The sequence below is a fragment of the Pseudomonas sp. SA233 genome (assembly GCF_054792385.1).
The window spans coordinates 2,775,883-2,790,538 of the sequence record NZ_CP096449.1; the positions used below are offsets into that span (position 1 = coordinate 2,775,883).

11 protein-coding genes and 2 pseudogenes are annotated in these 14,656 nt (G+C 58.3%); 10 read left to right on the forward strand and 3 right to left on the reverse strand.

The features are described from left to right. Positions 1-94: 94 nt before the first annotated feature. Positions 95-760, reverse strand: coding sequence for an SOS response-associated peptidase (locus M1D87_RS12970; protein WP_123085623.1), 666 nt, complete (start codon positions 758-760; stop codon positions 95-97). Positions 761-890: 130 nt separating this feature from the next. After that, entirely contained in the window at positions 891-2,258 is a 1,368-nt protein-coding gene (locus M1D87_RS12975; protein WP_232881745.1) for a response regulator c-di-GMP phosphodiesterase, NosR family, read from the reverse strand. A 172-nt stretch (positions 2,259-2,430) separates the two neighbouring features. Between M1D87_RS12975 and M1D87_RS12980 the strand changes: the two genes are divergently transcribed. The 7 genes and pseudogenes from M1D87_RS12980 (at position 2,431) to M1D87_RS13010 (ending at position 12,755) form a co-directional block, all read left to right on the forward strand. Continuing rightward, positions 2,431-3,357, forward strand: coding sequence for a cytochrome-c peroxidase (locus tag M1D87_RS12980; RefSeq protein WP_232881750.1), 927 nt, complete (start codon positions 2,431-2,433; stop codon positions 3,355-3,357). Continuing rightward, positions 3,354-5,165: a DAHL domain-containing protein gene (locus M1D87_RS12985; protein WP_232881743.1), complete on the forward strand. Its 1,812-nt coding sequence runs from the start codon at positions 3,354-3,356 to the stop codon at positions 5,163-5,165. Before M1D87_RS12980 ends, M1D87_RS12985 begins: the two co-directional genes overlap by 4 nt. 474 nt (positions 5,166-5,639) lie before the next feature. Continuing rightward, positions 5,640-8,196 (forward strand): annotated as a pseudogene (locus M1D87_RS12990) (type VI secretion system Vgr family protein). Continuing rightward, positions 8,193-10,208 carry a T6SS effector phospholipase Tle3 domain-containing protein gene (locus M1D87_RS12995; protein ID WP_232881741.1) on the forward strand — a complete coding sequence of 672 codons (2,016 nt, stop codon included), beginning with the start codon at positions 8,193-8,195 and terminating at the stop codon, positions 10,206-10,208. Before M1D87_RS12990 ends, M1D87_RS12995 begins: the two are co-directional and overlap by 4 nt. Next, entirely contained in the window at positions 10,205-11,893 is a 1,689-nt protein-coding gene (locus tag M1D87_RS13000; protein WP_232881739.1) for a type VI lipase adapter Tla3 domain-containing protein, read from the forward strand. Before M1D87_RS12995 ends, M1D87_RS13000 begins: the two co-directional genes overlap by 4 nt. After that, positions 11,890-12,159 (forward strand): PAAR domain-containing protein, encoded by a 270-nt coding sequence (locus M1D87_RS13005; RefSeq protein WP_082044751.1) that lies wholly within the window; start codon positions 11,890-11,892, stop codon positions 12,157-12,159. Before M1D87_RS13000 ends, M1D87_RS13005 begins: the two co-directional genes overlap by 4 nt. Positions 12,160-12,266: 107 nt before the next feature. After that, positions 12,267-12,755, forward strand: coding sequence for a hypothetical protein (locus M1D87_RS13010; protein ID WP_123085625.1), 489 nt, complete (start codon positions 12,267-12,269; stop codon positions 12,753-12,755). Positions 12,756-12,797: 42 nt separating this feature from the next. Here the strand turns inward: M1D87_RS13010 and M1D87_RS13015 are convergent. Next, a pseudogene (locus M1D87_RS13015) lies at positions 12,798-13,175 on the reverse strand (IS66 family transposase); the annotation flags it as partial. 217 nt (positions 13,176-13,392) lie between these two features. On the opposite strand from M1D87_RS13015, the gene M1D87_RS13020 reads away from it, so the two are divergent. The 3 genes from M1D87_RS13020 to M1D87_RS13030 all read left to right on the forward strand — a co-directional run bounded on the left by M1D87_RS13020 (position 13,393) and on the right by M1D87_RS13030 (position 14,620). Further along, the gene (locus M1D87_RS13020) at positions 13,393-13,548 is read left to right on the forward strand and encodes a hypothetical protein (RefSeq protein WP_158239717.1); all 156 of its coding nucleotides are present in this window, start codon (positions 13,393-13,395) and stop codon (positions 13,546-13,548) included. Between the two features lie 298 nt (positions 13,549-13,846). After that, positions 13,847-14,179, forward strand: coding sequence for a hypothetical protein (locus M1D87_RS13025; RefSeq protein WP_061302354.1), 333 nt, complete (start codon positions 13,847-13,849; stop codon positions 14,177-14,179). A gap of 129 nt (positions 14,180-14,308) precedes the next feature. Beyond that, positions 14,309-14,620 carry a hypothetical protein gene (locus M1D87_RS13030; protein ID WP_123085626.1) on the forward strand — a complete coding sequence of 104 codons (312 nt, stop codon included), beginning with the start codon at positions 14,309-14,311 and terminating at the stop codon, positions 14,618-14,620. Positions 14,621-14,656: the final 36 nt, after the last annotated feature.

A 14,656-nucleotide genomic window follows, 5' to 3' on the forward strand; every position in this document is an offset into this window, starting at 1 on the left:
GTGATCGGCCCGTGGTATCTGTCCAAGCTGTTCAAACGGGTTCCGTACAGGTCGATTTCTGATACCAAAGCGCGCGGAAAGGATTTGCCTCCATTCACTGAAGCGGGTTCATCAGCTCGGCACCTTGGTTACGCACATTCCCCACGGCGATACCCACCCGGTACCAGTCGAAGGCTTCGGCCGGCTCACCCAGGTTGAGCACCAGTTGTTCTGCGCGCTCGCTCGGCATTGTTGCCGCGATCCACTCGTACGCCAGTTCTGGCGACAACACGACAGGCCGGCGGTCGTGAACATCGACCATTCCGCCTTGAGCGTCGGCGGTAATGATGACGAACCCGTCGCGCTCTGTGCCGGTGAATTGGCCGATCGAGGCGCAAAGGGCAGGGCGCCCATCCTGGCGGCGGATGTAGTACGGCTGCTTCTTCGGCCCACCTTCATCAACCCATTCGTACCAGCCGTCGATTGGGGTGATGGCCCGGTGCGGCCAGATCTCCCGGAAGAATGGGCCATGCGCCACCTTCTCGACGCGGGCGTTGATCGGCGCAGCGCGATCGGTCGCCCAGTGCGGCCGCCATCCCCAGTTCACCAGGTCCGCTCGTGGGCCTGCATCATCCATCCGCAGTACTGCCACCGGCGTGGTCGGCGCGATGTTGTACCGGCCAAGCGGCTGGTCGCCGACGTTGTTCCGCCAGGCCTCTGGCAGGCTCAGGGTTTCAACGAAGTCATGTATGCCACGGTACTGGCTGAGCCTTCCGCACATACGCCCTCCTACCGAAACCTGAAGGATAGCCGTTGGCTGGTAGTAGTGCCGGCAGTCATACGGGGACGGCCAGGCACCCCGCTTGCCACGATGCACGACGAACGGATTTCAGCACCTGCCCGCAACGGGGTCAGCCTGCCGTTGCGGGCGATGGCTGCAGGCTGCCTGCCTGCTCGGGAACCCTGACGAACACGCTGTATCTGCCACCTTCCATTTCTTCGAAGGCAATCAGTTTTTTCACCAGCGCACCGTTCAGTACCTTGCCGGCATTCAATAGCAGCATGCCGTTGTCGGCGTTGAGGTTGCGCGCCAGTATCATGCCATCCGCCAGTTCGTGCGTGCTCAATACCTTGATCGCCGGGTCGGTCAAGGTAATGTCGCGCATATACTCGGCACAGACGTTGACGAAGTCTTCCACCAAGTCTGGGTCATACAGCTTTCCAGCATACTTGCGTATGTAGAGCAGTGCCTCATCGCTATTGAGCTGGCGATCCAGGATCAGTCCGCGCTGCAATTCGATGAAATCCACGGCCATTTTCAACCAGCGGGCGCCCAGTGGAATTGCCGCGCCCTTCAGGTGGCCCGGAAAACCGCTGCCATCCCAGCGTTCCTGGTGGTGAAGTATGAGCTGTGCAGCCTCTTTTATTGGCTCCAGGGTCATGACCAGCGCTTCGCTCTGTTTCGGGTACGACCGGTACAGTTCGCGCTCTTGTGGAGGTATGAGATCGGCGGGGCAGGTGAGCATGCTGTCGGTCCAGCTCATCTTGCCGATGTTGTAGAGGGCTGCAGCCATGGTCAGGTTGCGACAGGTACCTTCGTCCAGTCCATGGCTGGTGCAATACACCCGTATCAATTCTATGACTTGCCGGTTGGTCTGCTTGGCCTTGGGCAGACGCATGTTGCCTAACTGCGAAAAGAACTCGGTGCTGGTCACGTAACTGCGCTTGAGTTCTTCGTAGGCAAGGTCAAGCATGTCGGCAGTTTGCTGCAACTCGGCGGTGCGCGCCGCTACACGCTGTTCAAGGCTTTCGTTAAGCGCCTTGAGTTGCGTGATCTGAACCTGAGTCAGCTGTTCCAGGCGCTTTCGCTCGCTTTCCGAATGTTGGTGGGCCAATGCCTGGCGCAAGGTGACCAACAGCTCTTCATCATTCCAGGGTTTGCTGATGTAACGATAGATGTGCCCATCATTGATGGCTTTTGCGATGGTGTCCGTGTCAGCGTACCCCGTAAGCAGAATGCGCAACGTGTCGGGAAAACGCTCATGTACGTGGGCCAACAGTGTTGCCCCGTCCATGTTTGGCATGCGCGCATCACTCATCACCAGATTGATCGGGCGTTGTTGGAGCAGTTGCAGGGCGTCGGCACCGCTTTCGGCAAGGAGGAGTTCGTAGGGTTGGTTGCGAAGTAGACGACGAAGGCTGCTGAGAATCGAGGGCTCGTCGTCAACCAGAAGTATCACCGGCTTGTCTGCTGCGCCATCGGTAACGGGTAGCTCCATGGGGTCCCTCCCTGCCGGTCTCGGCCAGACTACTCCCTGGCCACAGCCTAGATGATATTTGCCCCCGCCGTTAGCTTTTGTCTGTTGGCCTCACTATGCTCGGAGGCAGGTGCATCTCGCCAGGGAGGGTTGTGCTGTGCCGACTTGTCTGCAGGTTCGCATCGTTGCCTCGATACTTGTGGTTTTGCCGGCATGGGGGCTGGCACAGAGCATTGGTGGGCCGCTCACGCCATTGCCGGCGGTGCCTGAGCTTGACCCTGCCCGGGTGGAACTGGGGCGCAAACTGTTCAATGACTCGCGTTTGTCCCTCGATAACAGCCAGTCCTGCGCCGATTGCCATCGCCTGGATCGTGGTGGCGCAGACGGGCAGGCGCGCTCGCCTGGTGCAGATGGCAAACCCTTGCCAGTTCACACACCCAGCGTCTTCAACGCCAGCCTGAACTTCCTGCAGTTCTGGGATGGGCGCGCGCAATCGTTTGACGGCCTGGTGCACCTGGCAACCGGTAATACGGACGGCAAAGAAGATGGCTGGGCTACCGTGCTTCAACGAATTGCTGACGATCCGGCTTACCAGACGGGGTTTGCCGAAGCCTATGGCAAGCCGGTGACCACCATTGATGTCAAAGATGCCCTGGTTACGTACCAGCGCACGCTGCTCACACCCGATTCACGCTTCGATCGCTATCTGAAAGGAGACACCAGCAGCCTCAGCCTGGAAGAGAAGCATGGCTATCAGCGCTTCCAGGAGTACGGTTGTATAGCCTGCCACCAGGGTGTGAATATCGGCGGCAACATGCTGCAGAAGTTCGGTGTTTTCGATGATTATTTCACCAACCGTGGCAATGTTACCGTGGCAGATCAGGGGCGCTACAACGTGACAGGTGACCCGGACGACCTCCACCTGTTCAAAGTTCCAAGCCTGCGAAACGTGGAGGTGACTGCCCCCTACTTTCATGACGGTTCGGCGCCCACCTTGGAAGCAGCCGTCGATGCCATGTTTCATTATCAGTTGGGACGTACGCCGAGCGACGATGATAAAGCGCTGATCATCAAGTTTCTCCAGACCCTCACCGGCCAATGGGAGGGTAAACCGCTATGAGGTTGAACGCTCGGCGCAGTCTGCTGCTGTTGGCTGCGTGCGCCATGTCGCTGGCTTCCGTGCTGGTCTACCTGTACTGGATGTCCAGGTCCGATGAAAGTGGCAACTACGCCCAGGCGCGCGATCTGATTCGCCAGATCAAGCAGTACGATGCACAGTGGGAGGGGGCAGTGCTCAAGGCGCGCACCACCACCAATTACAACTACGACCCGCTGGTGCTGCCGTTGATCGAAATGAAGCGCCTATGGCGGGAGTTCGGCACGCTGGAAGGGCGTCATCAAAAAACAGAAATGCTCGCTTGGCAGAAGGCTTTTCGCGATTACCAACAGGCCTTTGACGACAAGGTCCTGTTGGTCTCGCGCTTCAAGACGCACAATGCGATCCTGCGAAATTCCCTGGCTTTTCTCCCGGCTGCGGCCGATGTAATACAGGTGCACCTTCGTCAATTGGTCGATGCCGATACACTGCGTCTGCGCAGAATCACCAGCGATACCTACGACTTGATGTTGAGCAGCCTTGAGTTTGCCCATACCACAACAGATGAAAAAGCTGCCGACATCCTTGTCGGACTGAACAATCTTTCGGTCAACAAGGAGCGCTTGCCTGTCAATTTTCAGGTGCCCATCGATACCATCAGCAAACACATAGAGTTGATTCTTCGTGAGCAACCCAAGGTCGATCAACTGCTCGAAGCGATCGAGGCGGTTCCGATCGCCGAGAGTCTGGACGCCATTGCGCTGATGCTGGACCGCGACGAGCAAGCAGCAGCGCTGGCGGCTCAGCGATACCATTTCTACCTGTTGGTGTTTTCCACCCTGCTGGTATTGCTATTGCTGTACATGGGGATGTGGCTAACGCGTAGCTACGCCGAAATAAACCGTGTAAACCGAGCGCTGGTGAGTGCCAACGACGAATTGGAACAGCGGGTCGAACGGCGTACCCAGGCACTTACCCAAGCCAGCGCAGCACTGCAGCGCGAGGTGGATGAACGCCGGTTGCTCGAGAACCAGTTGGTCCAGTCCGAAAAGCTCGCCTCGCTCGGTCAACTGGCAGCCGGCGTAGCCCATGAAGTCAACAACCCGATTGGTTTTGTCTCTTCCAACCTCGGTGCACTGGACGACTATTTCGGCCGTTTGCAGGACATGCTGAAGGCATATGCTGACGCGGAAAATACCCTGCTTCCGAACGCGCTCGGCGCGGAGCTGGCGAAGTTGCGCACGGAAATCGAGCTGGATTACTTGCTGGAGGATATTCCGGCGCTGATCCGCGAATCCAAGGACGGTATCAGCCGCGTTGCGCGGATCGTCAAGGACCTCAAGGACTTTTCGCGAGTAGAGACCAGCCATGACTGGCAAGTGGCAGACTTGCATCAAGGCATAGAGTCAACGCTGAACATTGTTGCCAGCGAACTCAGGCACAAGGCGGACCTTGTCAAGGATTACAGCCCATTGCCGCCGGTCGAATGCCTGCCTTCGCAGATCAATCAGGTAATCATGAATCTGCTGGTCAATGCCACCCAGGCGATGGGGGCCGAGCGTGGCAGAGTTACCCTGCGAACCGGTGCCAGTGACAAGTGGGTATGGATCGAAGTCGCAGACAATGGTTGTGGCATTCCTGGCGAAAGCCTGCAAAAGATCTTCGATCCGTTCTACACGACGAAGCCCATCGGCCAGGGCACCGGGCTGGGATTGTCACTTTCGTACGGAATCATCAAGCGTCATGGTGGCGAGATCCGCGTAGACAGCGAGGTGGGCGTCGGTACGACATTCAGGGTCGAACTGCCCATCCATCAGGCCCGGTCGGCCTGAGCCCGCTCCGAGCGCAACAGGGAAGTGGAATGCAAATTGCTGCGACCCTGGGGCATCGATCATGCGGAGTACGCAGAAATGACTCAGAATGACCGCTACTACATGATCTTCGTTGTGGTTGCTGTGCTGGTCCTGGATCTGGCAGCGACATTTGTGTTTCTCAAGGCCATCGCCTGACCCCCATTTGTGGGCCTGGTTGTACCCGAAATCGGGGTCATCTGCAGAGTGACTACCCGGTTTGGGACAAGTTTTGTCCGCCCCTGTCTGGTTCACGACCGCACGGCACCGCAGGCCCTGAGTCGACCGCCAGCAACGCCCCCACCCAAGTCGGTGAAGCGGTCGGTGGAAAGAGAAAAGTTCCGGCAATGGAACGATCGTCACAGTTTGTCAAACTCTGACTCACCCTGATCGGTCCGGTCCTGTCAAAACCTGTGATACCTTCCGCGACTTGTTTTGCTCAGGGATATAACGTCGATGGAATTGACGAGCATCTTTGCACCACAGAACCGCCGACTGATCAAATTCACCACCCCCATCCGAGATGAGCAGGCGTTGTTGCTGGAGCAATTCAGCGGCAATGAGGGGTTATCCACGCTGTTCAGCTTCGAGCTATCGTTGATCAGCCAGGATGCCAGGCTCGAACTCAAATCATTGATCGGCCAACCTGCCCGCCTGGACATCGAACTGGCCGACGGCGGCGTACGCCATATACATGGTCATATCACCCGGTTCAACCTGCTGGGCAGCGACGGTGGCCTGGCGCGTTACAGCGCGACACTGAGCCCCTGGCTGTGGATGCTGACGCGACGCATTGATTCGCGGATCTTTCAAGAGCAGACCATTGAAACGGTCATCCGCACAGTTTTCGATCATTACGGCGGGCTGGGCACTTTCGAGTTTCGCCTGCTGAAACCTCTCAAATCCCACAGCTACATAACCCAGTATCGCGAAACCGACCTGGATTTCGTGTTGCGCCTGCTGGAGCAGGACGGCCTGTTCTTCTACTTCGATCACGGCACGGACGGCCACAGCCTGATCATCACGGATGAATCCCAGGCTCTGCATGCGTTGCCCGAACAACCGCAAATCCGCTACCACAGCGCCTTTGTCACCGAGACCAGTGACTCGATCACCCAATGGCGCAGCCACCGGGTATTGCAATCGGGCAAGATGGCCATCCAGACGTTCGATTACAAGCAGCCAAGAAACCCGTTGCCCATCCACATGGGCAGCCTCAATGAACAGGGCGATGTCGCACCCTACGAGGTGTACGATTTTCTCGGTGCCTACAGTCATCGCCTGCCTGACGAGGGCGAGGCGCTGGTCCGTCGCCACCTGGAGGTCATTGAAGCCCAGGCCAAGACCTTCAGCGGCAGCAGCAACTGCCGGGCCATGCGTGCGGGCTACACCTTCGAACTGACCCAGCACTTCGACCATGAGGACGGTGCGGCAGAAGCTCGCCAGTTCCTGCTGGTGTCGGTCGAGCACCGGGGGCGCAACAACTACTTTTCGGACGAGCCCGCAGGTTACGACAATCAGTTTGTCTGCATTCGCCAGAGCATCCCTTACCGCCACCCGATCACCGTGCCTCGCCCCACCATCAATGGGCCGCTCAGTGCGATCGTGGTCGGGCCGGAGGGCGAAGAAGTCTTTACTGACGAACTGGCGCGGATCCAGGTCCGGTTCCACTGGCAGCGCGGCGACAGCCTGCCACAGGGTACCACCTGGGTGCGGGTGGCGATGCCCAGCGCTGGCAATGGCTTCGGTCATCAGTTCTTGCCGCGTATCGGTCAGGAAGTGCTGGTGACCTTCCTGGCCGGCGATATCGACCGCCCCGTGGTCACCTCGGTGCTGTACAACGCCGAGCAGATCCCGCCGCGCTTCAGCAAAGCTTCAGGCCTGCCAGGCAACCGCGCACTTTCCGGCATCCAGACCCAGGAGCACAAGGGCCGCGGTTTCAACGAGCTGTTGTTCGACGACACACCGGGCGCCTTGCGTGCCCGCGTCGGCACCACGCACCAGGCCACAGCGCTCAATCTTGGGCAAACTCACCGAGCCACGTACCGACGGCCAGGCCAAGGCCCGAGGCAACGGTGCCGAATTGCGCACCGACGCGGCGATTGCCCTGCGCGCCGCCCAAGGCCTGTTGCTGACCACCTATGCCCGCCAGGACGCCATGGGGGCGCAGTTGGACCGTGAAGAGCTGCTCAAGCTGCTGGCCGAGTGTGGGGAGCTGTTCAAGAGCCTTGGGCAAACCGCCGCCGCGCGAGGCGGGTCAGCGGTGGACAGCGAGGGCATCGATGCCTTGAGCCAGGCCCTGAAACAGTGGCCAGCGCCCGACAGCGACAGCCCGGGCGAACCCGTGATGGCCGTTGCGGCCGAGGCGGGTATTGCCAGTGCCACACCGCGCTCGCAAATCCACTATGCCGGTGCAAACCACGACACCACCGCCCAGGACCATCTGCAGTTGACCAGCGGCGCCGCCATGCGCCTGCAAGCCGGCAAGGGCATCAGTGCCTTCGCCCAGGATGAGGGCATCAGTGCCATTGCCAACCGCGGCAAAGTGCTGGTCCAGGCCCAGGAAGACGACATCATCCTCAACGCCCAGAAGAACCTGCACCTGTCGGCCGCCGAAGGCGAGGTGGTCATCACCGCGCCAACCATCCGCCTGGTGGCTGATGATGGCAGCTATATCAAGATCGGCGGCGGTGTCGAAATCGGCAGCCAAGGCAAGGTGATCGTCCATGCCAGCGAGCATGACTGGGTCGGCCCCAACACCGACAGCGCGCAGATACCGGCCTTCACCCGCGACCCGGCGGCGCAACGCCTGGCTTTCCACTACCCGGGGCACGCCGACGACAGCGTGCGAATGGCCGTTGACCACGCCTACCAGATCAAACTCGAAGACGGTAGCACCGTGCAAGGCCTGACCGACGCCAGCGGGCGCACCGAACACGTCGAGCGCGAAGCGATGCACCAGGCGCAAGTGGCTGCCTTGCGCAGCACCGGCAGCAAAGGAGGCAGCCAATGAGTGGCGATCAATATGCGGTGGCTGAAAGCGTCACCCGGCTGGTACCCAACTTCAGTACCGAACGCAAAATGGAGGTGCCCGCCGACCTGCCAGGGGTGGTGATCTTCTTGCACGGCGTTAATGACCCGGGGGCTTCATACGAGTCGGTGGAGACGGGGTTGTGCCAGGGGGTGAATGAGCGTCTGGATCGGCCTGATCTGAAGGCGGGGCGTTATGGGGCTGCCTACAGTGCTGCAGAAAAAATCCCGATTGAGGAGCTCGGTGAGGATCACAAAGCCACACTCGACGATCCAGATACGTTCCTTTATCAGCGAGACGCGGACGACCCCCAAACCCGCAGCCTGATGATCCCGTTTTATTGGGGCTATCGCGCTGAGCCCGGCGAGATAAAGCGCGATGAAAATAACGACCCGACCAAACTGCGCGACCAATACCAGGACGTATTCGGAAACCGTCTGGACCGGCACTTCGCCAAAGGCGGCGGGTTCTTCGCCAATGCCACCAACAACCTGCTGGAGATGTACAGCCCGGGCTTTGCCAAGGCTATCCGGCATTTCGCACAAGTCACGCTATCCAACACTCAGTACATGGGAAAAGGGCCACACCGGCGTTACTTTGTGTTCGCAGCAACGCGTTTGGCCATGCTGGTCAGTGAGATCCGCCGTGTATCGCCTGATGAAACCATCACCATCATGGGCCACAGCCAAGGCACCTTGATTACCCTGCTTGCTCAAGCCATGTTGATCGACAAGGGCCAACGCTGTGCCGACACCGTCATCATGGTGGACACGCCTTACAGTGTACTGCCCAAGGCCACACCCAAAGGCCATGACACACTCGCGACATTGATCAACATCGCCACCGCAGTCACCCAGGCACCCCATGCCCAGCCGCCACTGTCTGCGCTCAGGGACAGCAAGACCTACGGCGGTCGCACGGGCCCCAGGTGGTCACCCACGCAGGGCTCGCGCGCGGACAAGGTCGGCAACCTGACCGTTTTCCCCGAACGTGACAACCGCGGCAAGGTTTACCTGTACTTCTGTCCGGACGACACCACGGTCGCCCTGGACGACGTTCATGGCATCGGTACGTACGGGGTACCCAATGCCTTGCCGGACGGCAAACCGGCGATGGCGGCGTTGCAGTCCTTGCGGTTTTACCAGCGCCTGTGGACCAAGCGTCACCGCGACGGTGCGCCGGTACTGGTCGGCGCCGCCATACAACAAACGGTGCTGCGTGCCAAGGGAGAACCCCGCTACCCTGGCGGGTGGTCAGCCGCCGCCGTGGCCTCGCGAGCGCCAATAGCAAAAGGTGAGGAACTCCTGATCAATGCCGAACCTTTAAGCCCACCCCATGCTCCACAGCTGTTTGGCGGCGAGGCAGTAACCGGCACACCCACCCAGGCAGGCCTGGACAGCCCCGATGACGTGAGTATCCGCTCCGCGCTGGGCAACCCGAAAGCCAGTTTCAAATGGTTCAAGGTGCGTACCAGCCCTCATCGCGTGAACTCGAATGAAGAACGGGCCCGGTGGAACACAGGCAAAGAGCCCGGTGATCAAACTTCAGCCATAAACCAAGTAGCCGTGCGTCAAGGCTCAGAGGTGAAAGAGTACGTCATTTACCGCGAAGAAACGCCTAATGAAATTCAGGCCCGGATGCCTGTAGATCCGAAAGAACGGGAGTCTAACAGCTACCACTCGGCCGTTCTACGCAGTCCGGAGAACCAACGTTGGGTAACGGCAATGGACATTGCTATTGGCCAGGCGCATAGCCTCGATGACCCGGCTATGCGGGAGCTGTTGGTTGCGATTGCGGATTGGAAGATGGATAAAAAGCACTTTGAGATAATCAAAGAGTTACCGGCTTGGTCGCGACTGAGTAGGGAAGCTCAAGCATTGGTGACTGCCAGTAGTAAGTATTATCAACGGGGTGTGTTCCCGTCTTCTGAACTGGTCTCGCTAACGCCACCGTCCTTGTTAGCCAATGCACCTGTAAAAGGAGATGGCCGATGAAGGACTTATCCCCCTTCCCTAGGTCACGGCCCAACCTGAAACCTTATCAGTTGATCGCCGGGGTGCTCATTGTGCTCTGGCTTAGCTTCATCTGGATTGTCCAACTCAAAGCACAGGAAACCGATATGGTACTTCGCGACATGAAACCTGTCATGGCCTGGGGCATTGCCACTATTGTCGGCTCGCTGCTGGTAATCTTTGGCACGCACTGGTGGGGCAATGCCCTGGCAAGTGAGAAGGCAGAGCTTGCCAACTATCGAAACCAGATAGAGGCCGGCAAAGCTAAACAGCAGGCCATGCAAGCGCGGACCTACGCCCTGGAAATTCGGGGAGTCGGACTTGGAATTTACACAGATGGCCAGTCCAAAATTTGGCAATTCATCAAAAAGAAAAACGACAACTTCGCTTCGATCTACCCGCAGGACGCGAAAGACTACGACCCGTCATTAACTTCCAGGAGAAACTCCGCAGACATCAAAGCCCGTATCGCATTCAAAAATTCGGCAGGTGAAGCAGTGGCATACTGGCCAATCCCGGTGTTTGCGCTAGGTCCACCCGATCCCTACGCTAAAGGGTACAGAGCAGAAGGCCTGATCAATGAAGGGCGTAATGCTGCGACTTTGGGCGTTACCCAGTTTCTGTGGCAAGACGATGAAAACACTACCCATGCTCAAGGCATGGTCGAGCGATTGTTCAGGTTTTTTGACGATAACCCCAAGGTGCCACAGGCCTTGATCGCGAGCCAGGATGGTGACGTGGCGCGTGACCCTTATCGCAAACCGGGCACACCGGGATTGCAAAATGGCCACGTGGTTCCGACGATCTACGAAAATGCGACTGGCCTGCTGGTCACGCGCTCGGACCGAGTGGACCGCTACATTCGCCCCTTCGTCACCCGTGACGCCGAGGACAATCAGGACAAAAAAACGGACCTCGGGAAATTGTGGGCGTTTTACTGGGAACGGGACAGGGCATTTACAGACTGGTATGTGGCCGCCGAGCACGCCAAAGGCGCTGAAGTCTCGACAGACCCGAGCACCATGTCCACCTTCTACTGGCAATCGCAACTACCTAACTTGTGGAAAACCATCAGCAACCGCGGCCCAGGCCATTTCGAACCGTCCCCCTGGCTGCCCGTGCGTTGGGCCGAACACCAGCTTAAAGAGTTCGACGCAGCGCCAGTGCTGGGCTACCTACACCGTCCGATCAAGGTCTCGATGCAGGACGAACACGGCAAGCGCCTCAAACCCGCGTTGCAGGCCAAAGCCTTGCAGGCGGGTTGGCTCAAGGCCCTCGACACCCTGCCCGATGGGCAAAAACCGGTGCGCGTGTTCTACGACACCACTGACAACGCTGAAGCAGAAATCGCCCTGACCAACGCCTTGCACAGCCTCAACACCGATGGCCAAGGCCTGGATGTGGGCAATGTCGACGAGGGCTATGACATCGGTCGACGCCTGGGTAATACCGGCGTCAGCAGCGCGCTGGTGGAAATCAACCTAGCCACCATCGCCAGCTACCACGACGGCGGTGCCAGTGCCGTGGTGTACGCCGGCAGCGACGGTAGTCTCACCGTGCAGATGATCAGCCCGCCGGATGAGGCACGCAAAGCGAAGAACCAGCAGAACCGCGGCGCTGACCCCTTCAAGTATGGCTTGCCAAGTGCCGGACGATCCAAGTCATGAGCCATCCCATCTGCCTGGGCGACCCCACCAGCAGTGGGGGTAGCGTGCTGTCATGCCAACTGGCTGGCACCCACACCGTCAACGGCAAAACGCCAGCAGTACTGGGCGACAAGGCCAGTTGTCCGCTTCACCTAGGGGTTTTTGCTTTTATCGAAGGGCATCCAAGCCGACGCATGAACGGTAAGCCTGTGGTGCTGCAAGGCCATCGGCTGGCATGCGGGTGTCATGGTGTGGCCAATAATGCGCTGAATGTGAGCGTCGTGTAGTCACGAGCTTCGGCCCCCCTCAACCGCAAACCTCATCAGCTGATCGCCAGAGTGCTAAAGGTGATGGCTTATGCCCCGAGTCAAATCACATCCATAAAGGACTTTTCATGCGTAAATTTCTCCGTTTGCCAGTCTCGAAAGTAACCCGTATTACGCTTTTTTCGCTCATTGCACTGACCTTTGGCACGACAGTAACGGCGGCTGATTACTCCTGTGACGGATTTGTCGGTAGCTTCGCCAATCGTCCCGATAATGAAGCAGCCTTGAAAATCGTTAAAGATGGCAACGGCTTTGCAATGTTTTTCCAAGGTGACTCACCTGACGACTGGGAGCGCGTGCCGCTGAAGGTTGGCGTACCCGAAGATGTACAGAAAGAGATGCTCGCGGATGGAAAAAAAATGATACCGCTAACGTGCGCATTATCAGCTGACGAGGTTTTACTCTGGCAGTTTCCGACCGGTAGCCCAGACAATCCTTCTGAGAGCAAAAGCCGCAACCGTTCCAAGTACCCGCAAAAGACCCCTTATATTATGGTCGTCAACGGGGGAGTTGCCGCTGGGGAAACTGGACTATACCGAGTTAGAACAGAGGATTAAGCCCGCCTAGGGTAAGCGTCCGCCCAACTCACCTTGCGTAAGTTAGGCAGGCACCCACTGATGCGGCAACAGTTGCCCGATCTCACTGGCCAGCTGTGTTGGCAACCACGTCAGCACATCTTTGAGATAGGCATACGGATCATGCCCGTTCATACGCGGCGACTGGATCAAGCTCATGATTGCAGCCGCCCGTTTACCACTGCGCAGCGACCCGGCAAACAGCCAGTTCGAGCGCCCGAGTGCCCATGGCCGTATCTGGTTTTCGACCTGATTGTTGTCGATGGGTACAGCTCCATCGTCTGGGTAGCGCGTCGGCGCTACCCAGCGTTTCAGGCTGTAATCGAGGGCTTTGGTCGTGGCTGATCCGTTGGGCACCAAGTCGCGCTGGGCCAACATCCAGTCATGCATTTTTTTGAGGATCGACGGTTCGGCAAATGCGTCCGTGTCCATGGTAAGCATCTCTTAGCTTGGATGAAAAAGTTGGCTGGATAATATCCAATAAAATCAATGAGTTGCGTTCAGTTAATTGTTAGTCTCATTCAGATAGCAGTCCAGTGGCGTACCTCTGCCTGAACATCCCACCTTGGTGCGGTCCAACGAAAGCAAGGCCTGGTTTCACCTGGCCGGAGGTACGCACATGAAACGCAAGACTGTATGGGTCGTAGTGTTGTCAGGGTTGCTGCTGCTCGGTGGTTGCTGGCCATATTGGCACCACGGTGGGCATCACGGCGGCGGCCATCACCGGCATTTCAACGACGGCTACCATGGTGGTCAGGACTACCGCCGCTATTGATGCCTTCCGCTTGCGGCCACGCCTGTGCGAACACACTGCAAGACAACGCATGCTCGCCCAGGCTGGCTTGCCTGCAACTTGCCCGCTGATCCATGAACGAAGTTTAACTTCGCGGATAAACCCCGCCCTGGAGCCGATATAGCAAACAAGCATATTGCCCGGCTAAAATTGAGCAGTAACATGGTCAAACTAAAACAAAAAAGGGGCATGCAGTTCGGCAACACTTCCCAAGTTACTCGATGGGGTGGCAGGAGCGTGTCGCGTGAAAAGTTCAAGATCGGTAGCAGGTGCAATACTGATGTCCACCTTCGCCACACTGTTCATGACAGGCTGTGCGCATGACCCCGATGTGCGTCAAGGCCATGGGTATGCAGCCGGGGCCACGGAAAGAAGTACGCCGGCGTACCTGGGGTGCGTCAAAAGCGAGCTTCAAGGGAATGTGAAAACCTACCAGGTCGATGGCGATAACTCGGTCAGGCTGTTTGTCGATAGCACCGACCCCGACACGGCGGGTGGCCTGGTCGAGGTGCGGGGCACGGGAGCCCAGCGCCAGTTCGCGGCCTATCAACGTGATGCCTGGTACGACCATGGCAGGCTGCTGGACGCCGCGCTGATGTGTTCGAAAGCATGATCATCTGACCCTTGATGCAAAAGGCCCGCCCTCGAGAGCGGGCTTTTTGCATTTGCCACCCCCAGCCGCAATAATCCGCTCATTTGAACGGAGAACACCAAGTTGGAAACAAGAAGCGTTGTTGCTGAGATGTTCATTGGGATGCCCACGCATTTCTGGGTTTTGCCCGTTGCCGGCCTGATCGCCTGGTTCGGCCTGAAATGGGCCGAACAGTCCGATAGCCACGCCAGCGTGCTGCGGGCCGTGACCTACCTGCTGCTCATTGCGTTGGCGGTGTTGCCCAACGGTTTCTATGCGCTGTTTCCCCCTTCGCCCGACATGCCCGAGCTGTTATTGAATCGTGAGCCGCTGCCCAACTACGAAGGGCGCTTCTACCTGGATGCGTTCTACGTGTTCAGTGGGTGGGCACTGAGCAAGGTGGCCAAGCTCAAGTTCAACTAGAGCAAATACTGAACAAGCCGCTCGATGAGTGGTACA

Excerpts from the sequence above, each read along its gene's own strand:
- M1D87_RS12995 (WP_232881741.1), top strand. The coding sequence starts at position 8,193 with ATGAGTGGCGATCAATATGCGGTGGCTGAAAGCGTCACCCGGCTGGTA.
- M1D87_RS13005 (WP_082044751.1), top strand. The coding sequence starts at position 11,890 with ATGAGCCATCCCATCTGCCTGGGCGACCCCACCAGCAGTGGGGGTAGC.
- M1D87_RS13020 (WP_158239717.1), top strand. The coding sequence starts at position 13,393 with ATGAAACGCAAGACTGTATGGGTCGTAGTGTTGTCAGGGTTGCTGCTG.
- M1D87_RS13030 (WP_123085626.1), top strand. The coding sequence starts at position 14,309 with ATGTTCATTGGGATGCCCACGCATTTCTGGGTTTTGCCCGTTGCCGGC.
- M1D87_RS13000 (WP_232881739.1), top strand. The coding sequence starts at position 10,205 with ATGAAGGACTTATCCCCCTTCCCTAGGTCACGGCCCAACCTGAAACCT.
- M1D87_RS13025 (WP_061302354.1), top strand. The coding sequence starts at position 13,847 with ATGTCCACCTTCGCCACACTGTTCATGACAGGCTGTGCGCATGACCCC.
- M1D87_RS12970 (WP_123085623.1), bottom strand. The coding sequence starts at position 760 with ATGTGCGGAAGGCTCAGCCAGTACCGTGGCATACATGACTTCGTTGAA.
- M1D87_RS12975 (WP_232881745.1), bottom strand. The coding sequence starts at position 2,258 with ATGGAGCTACCCGTTACCGATGGCGCAGCAGACAAGCCGGTGATACTT.
- M1D87_RS12985 (WP_232881743.1), top strand. The coding sequence starts at position 3,354 with ATGAGGTTGAACGCTCGGCGCAGTCTGCTGCTGTTGGCTGCGTGCGCC.
- M1D87_RS13010 (WP_123085625.1), top strand. The coding sequence starts at position 12,267 with ATGCGTAAATTTCTCCGTTTGCCAGTCTCGAAAGTAACCCGTATTACG.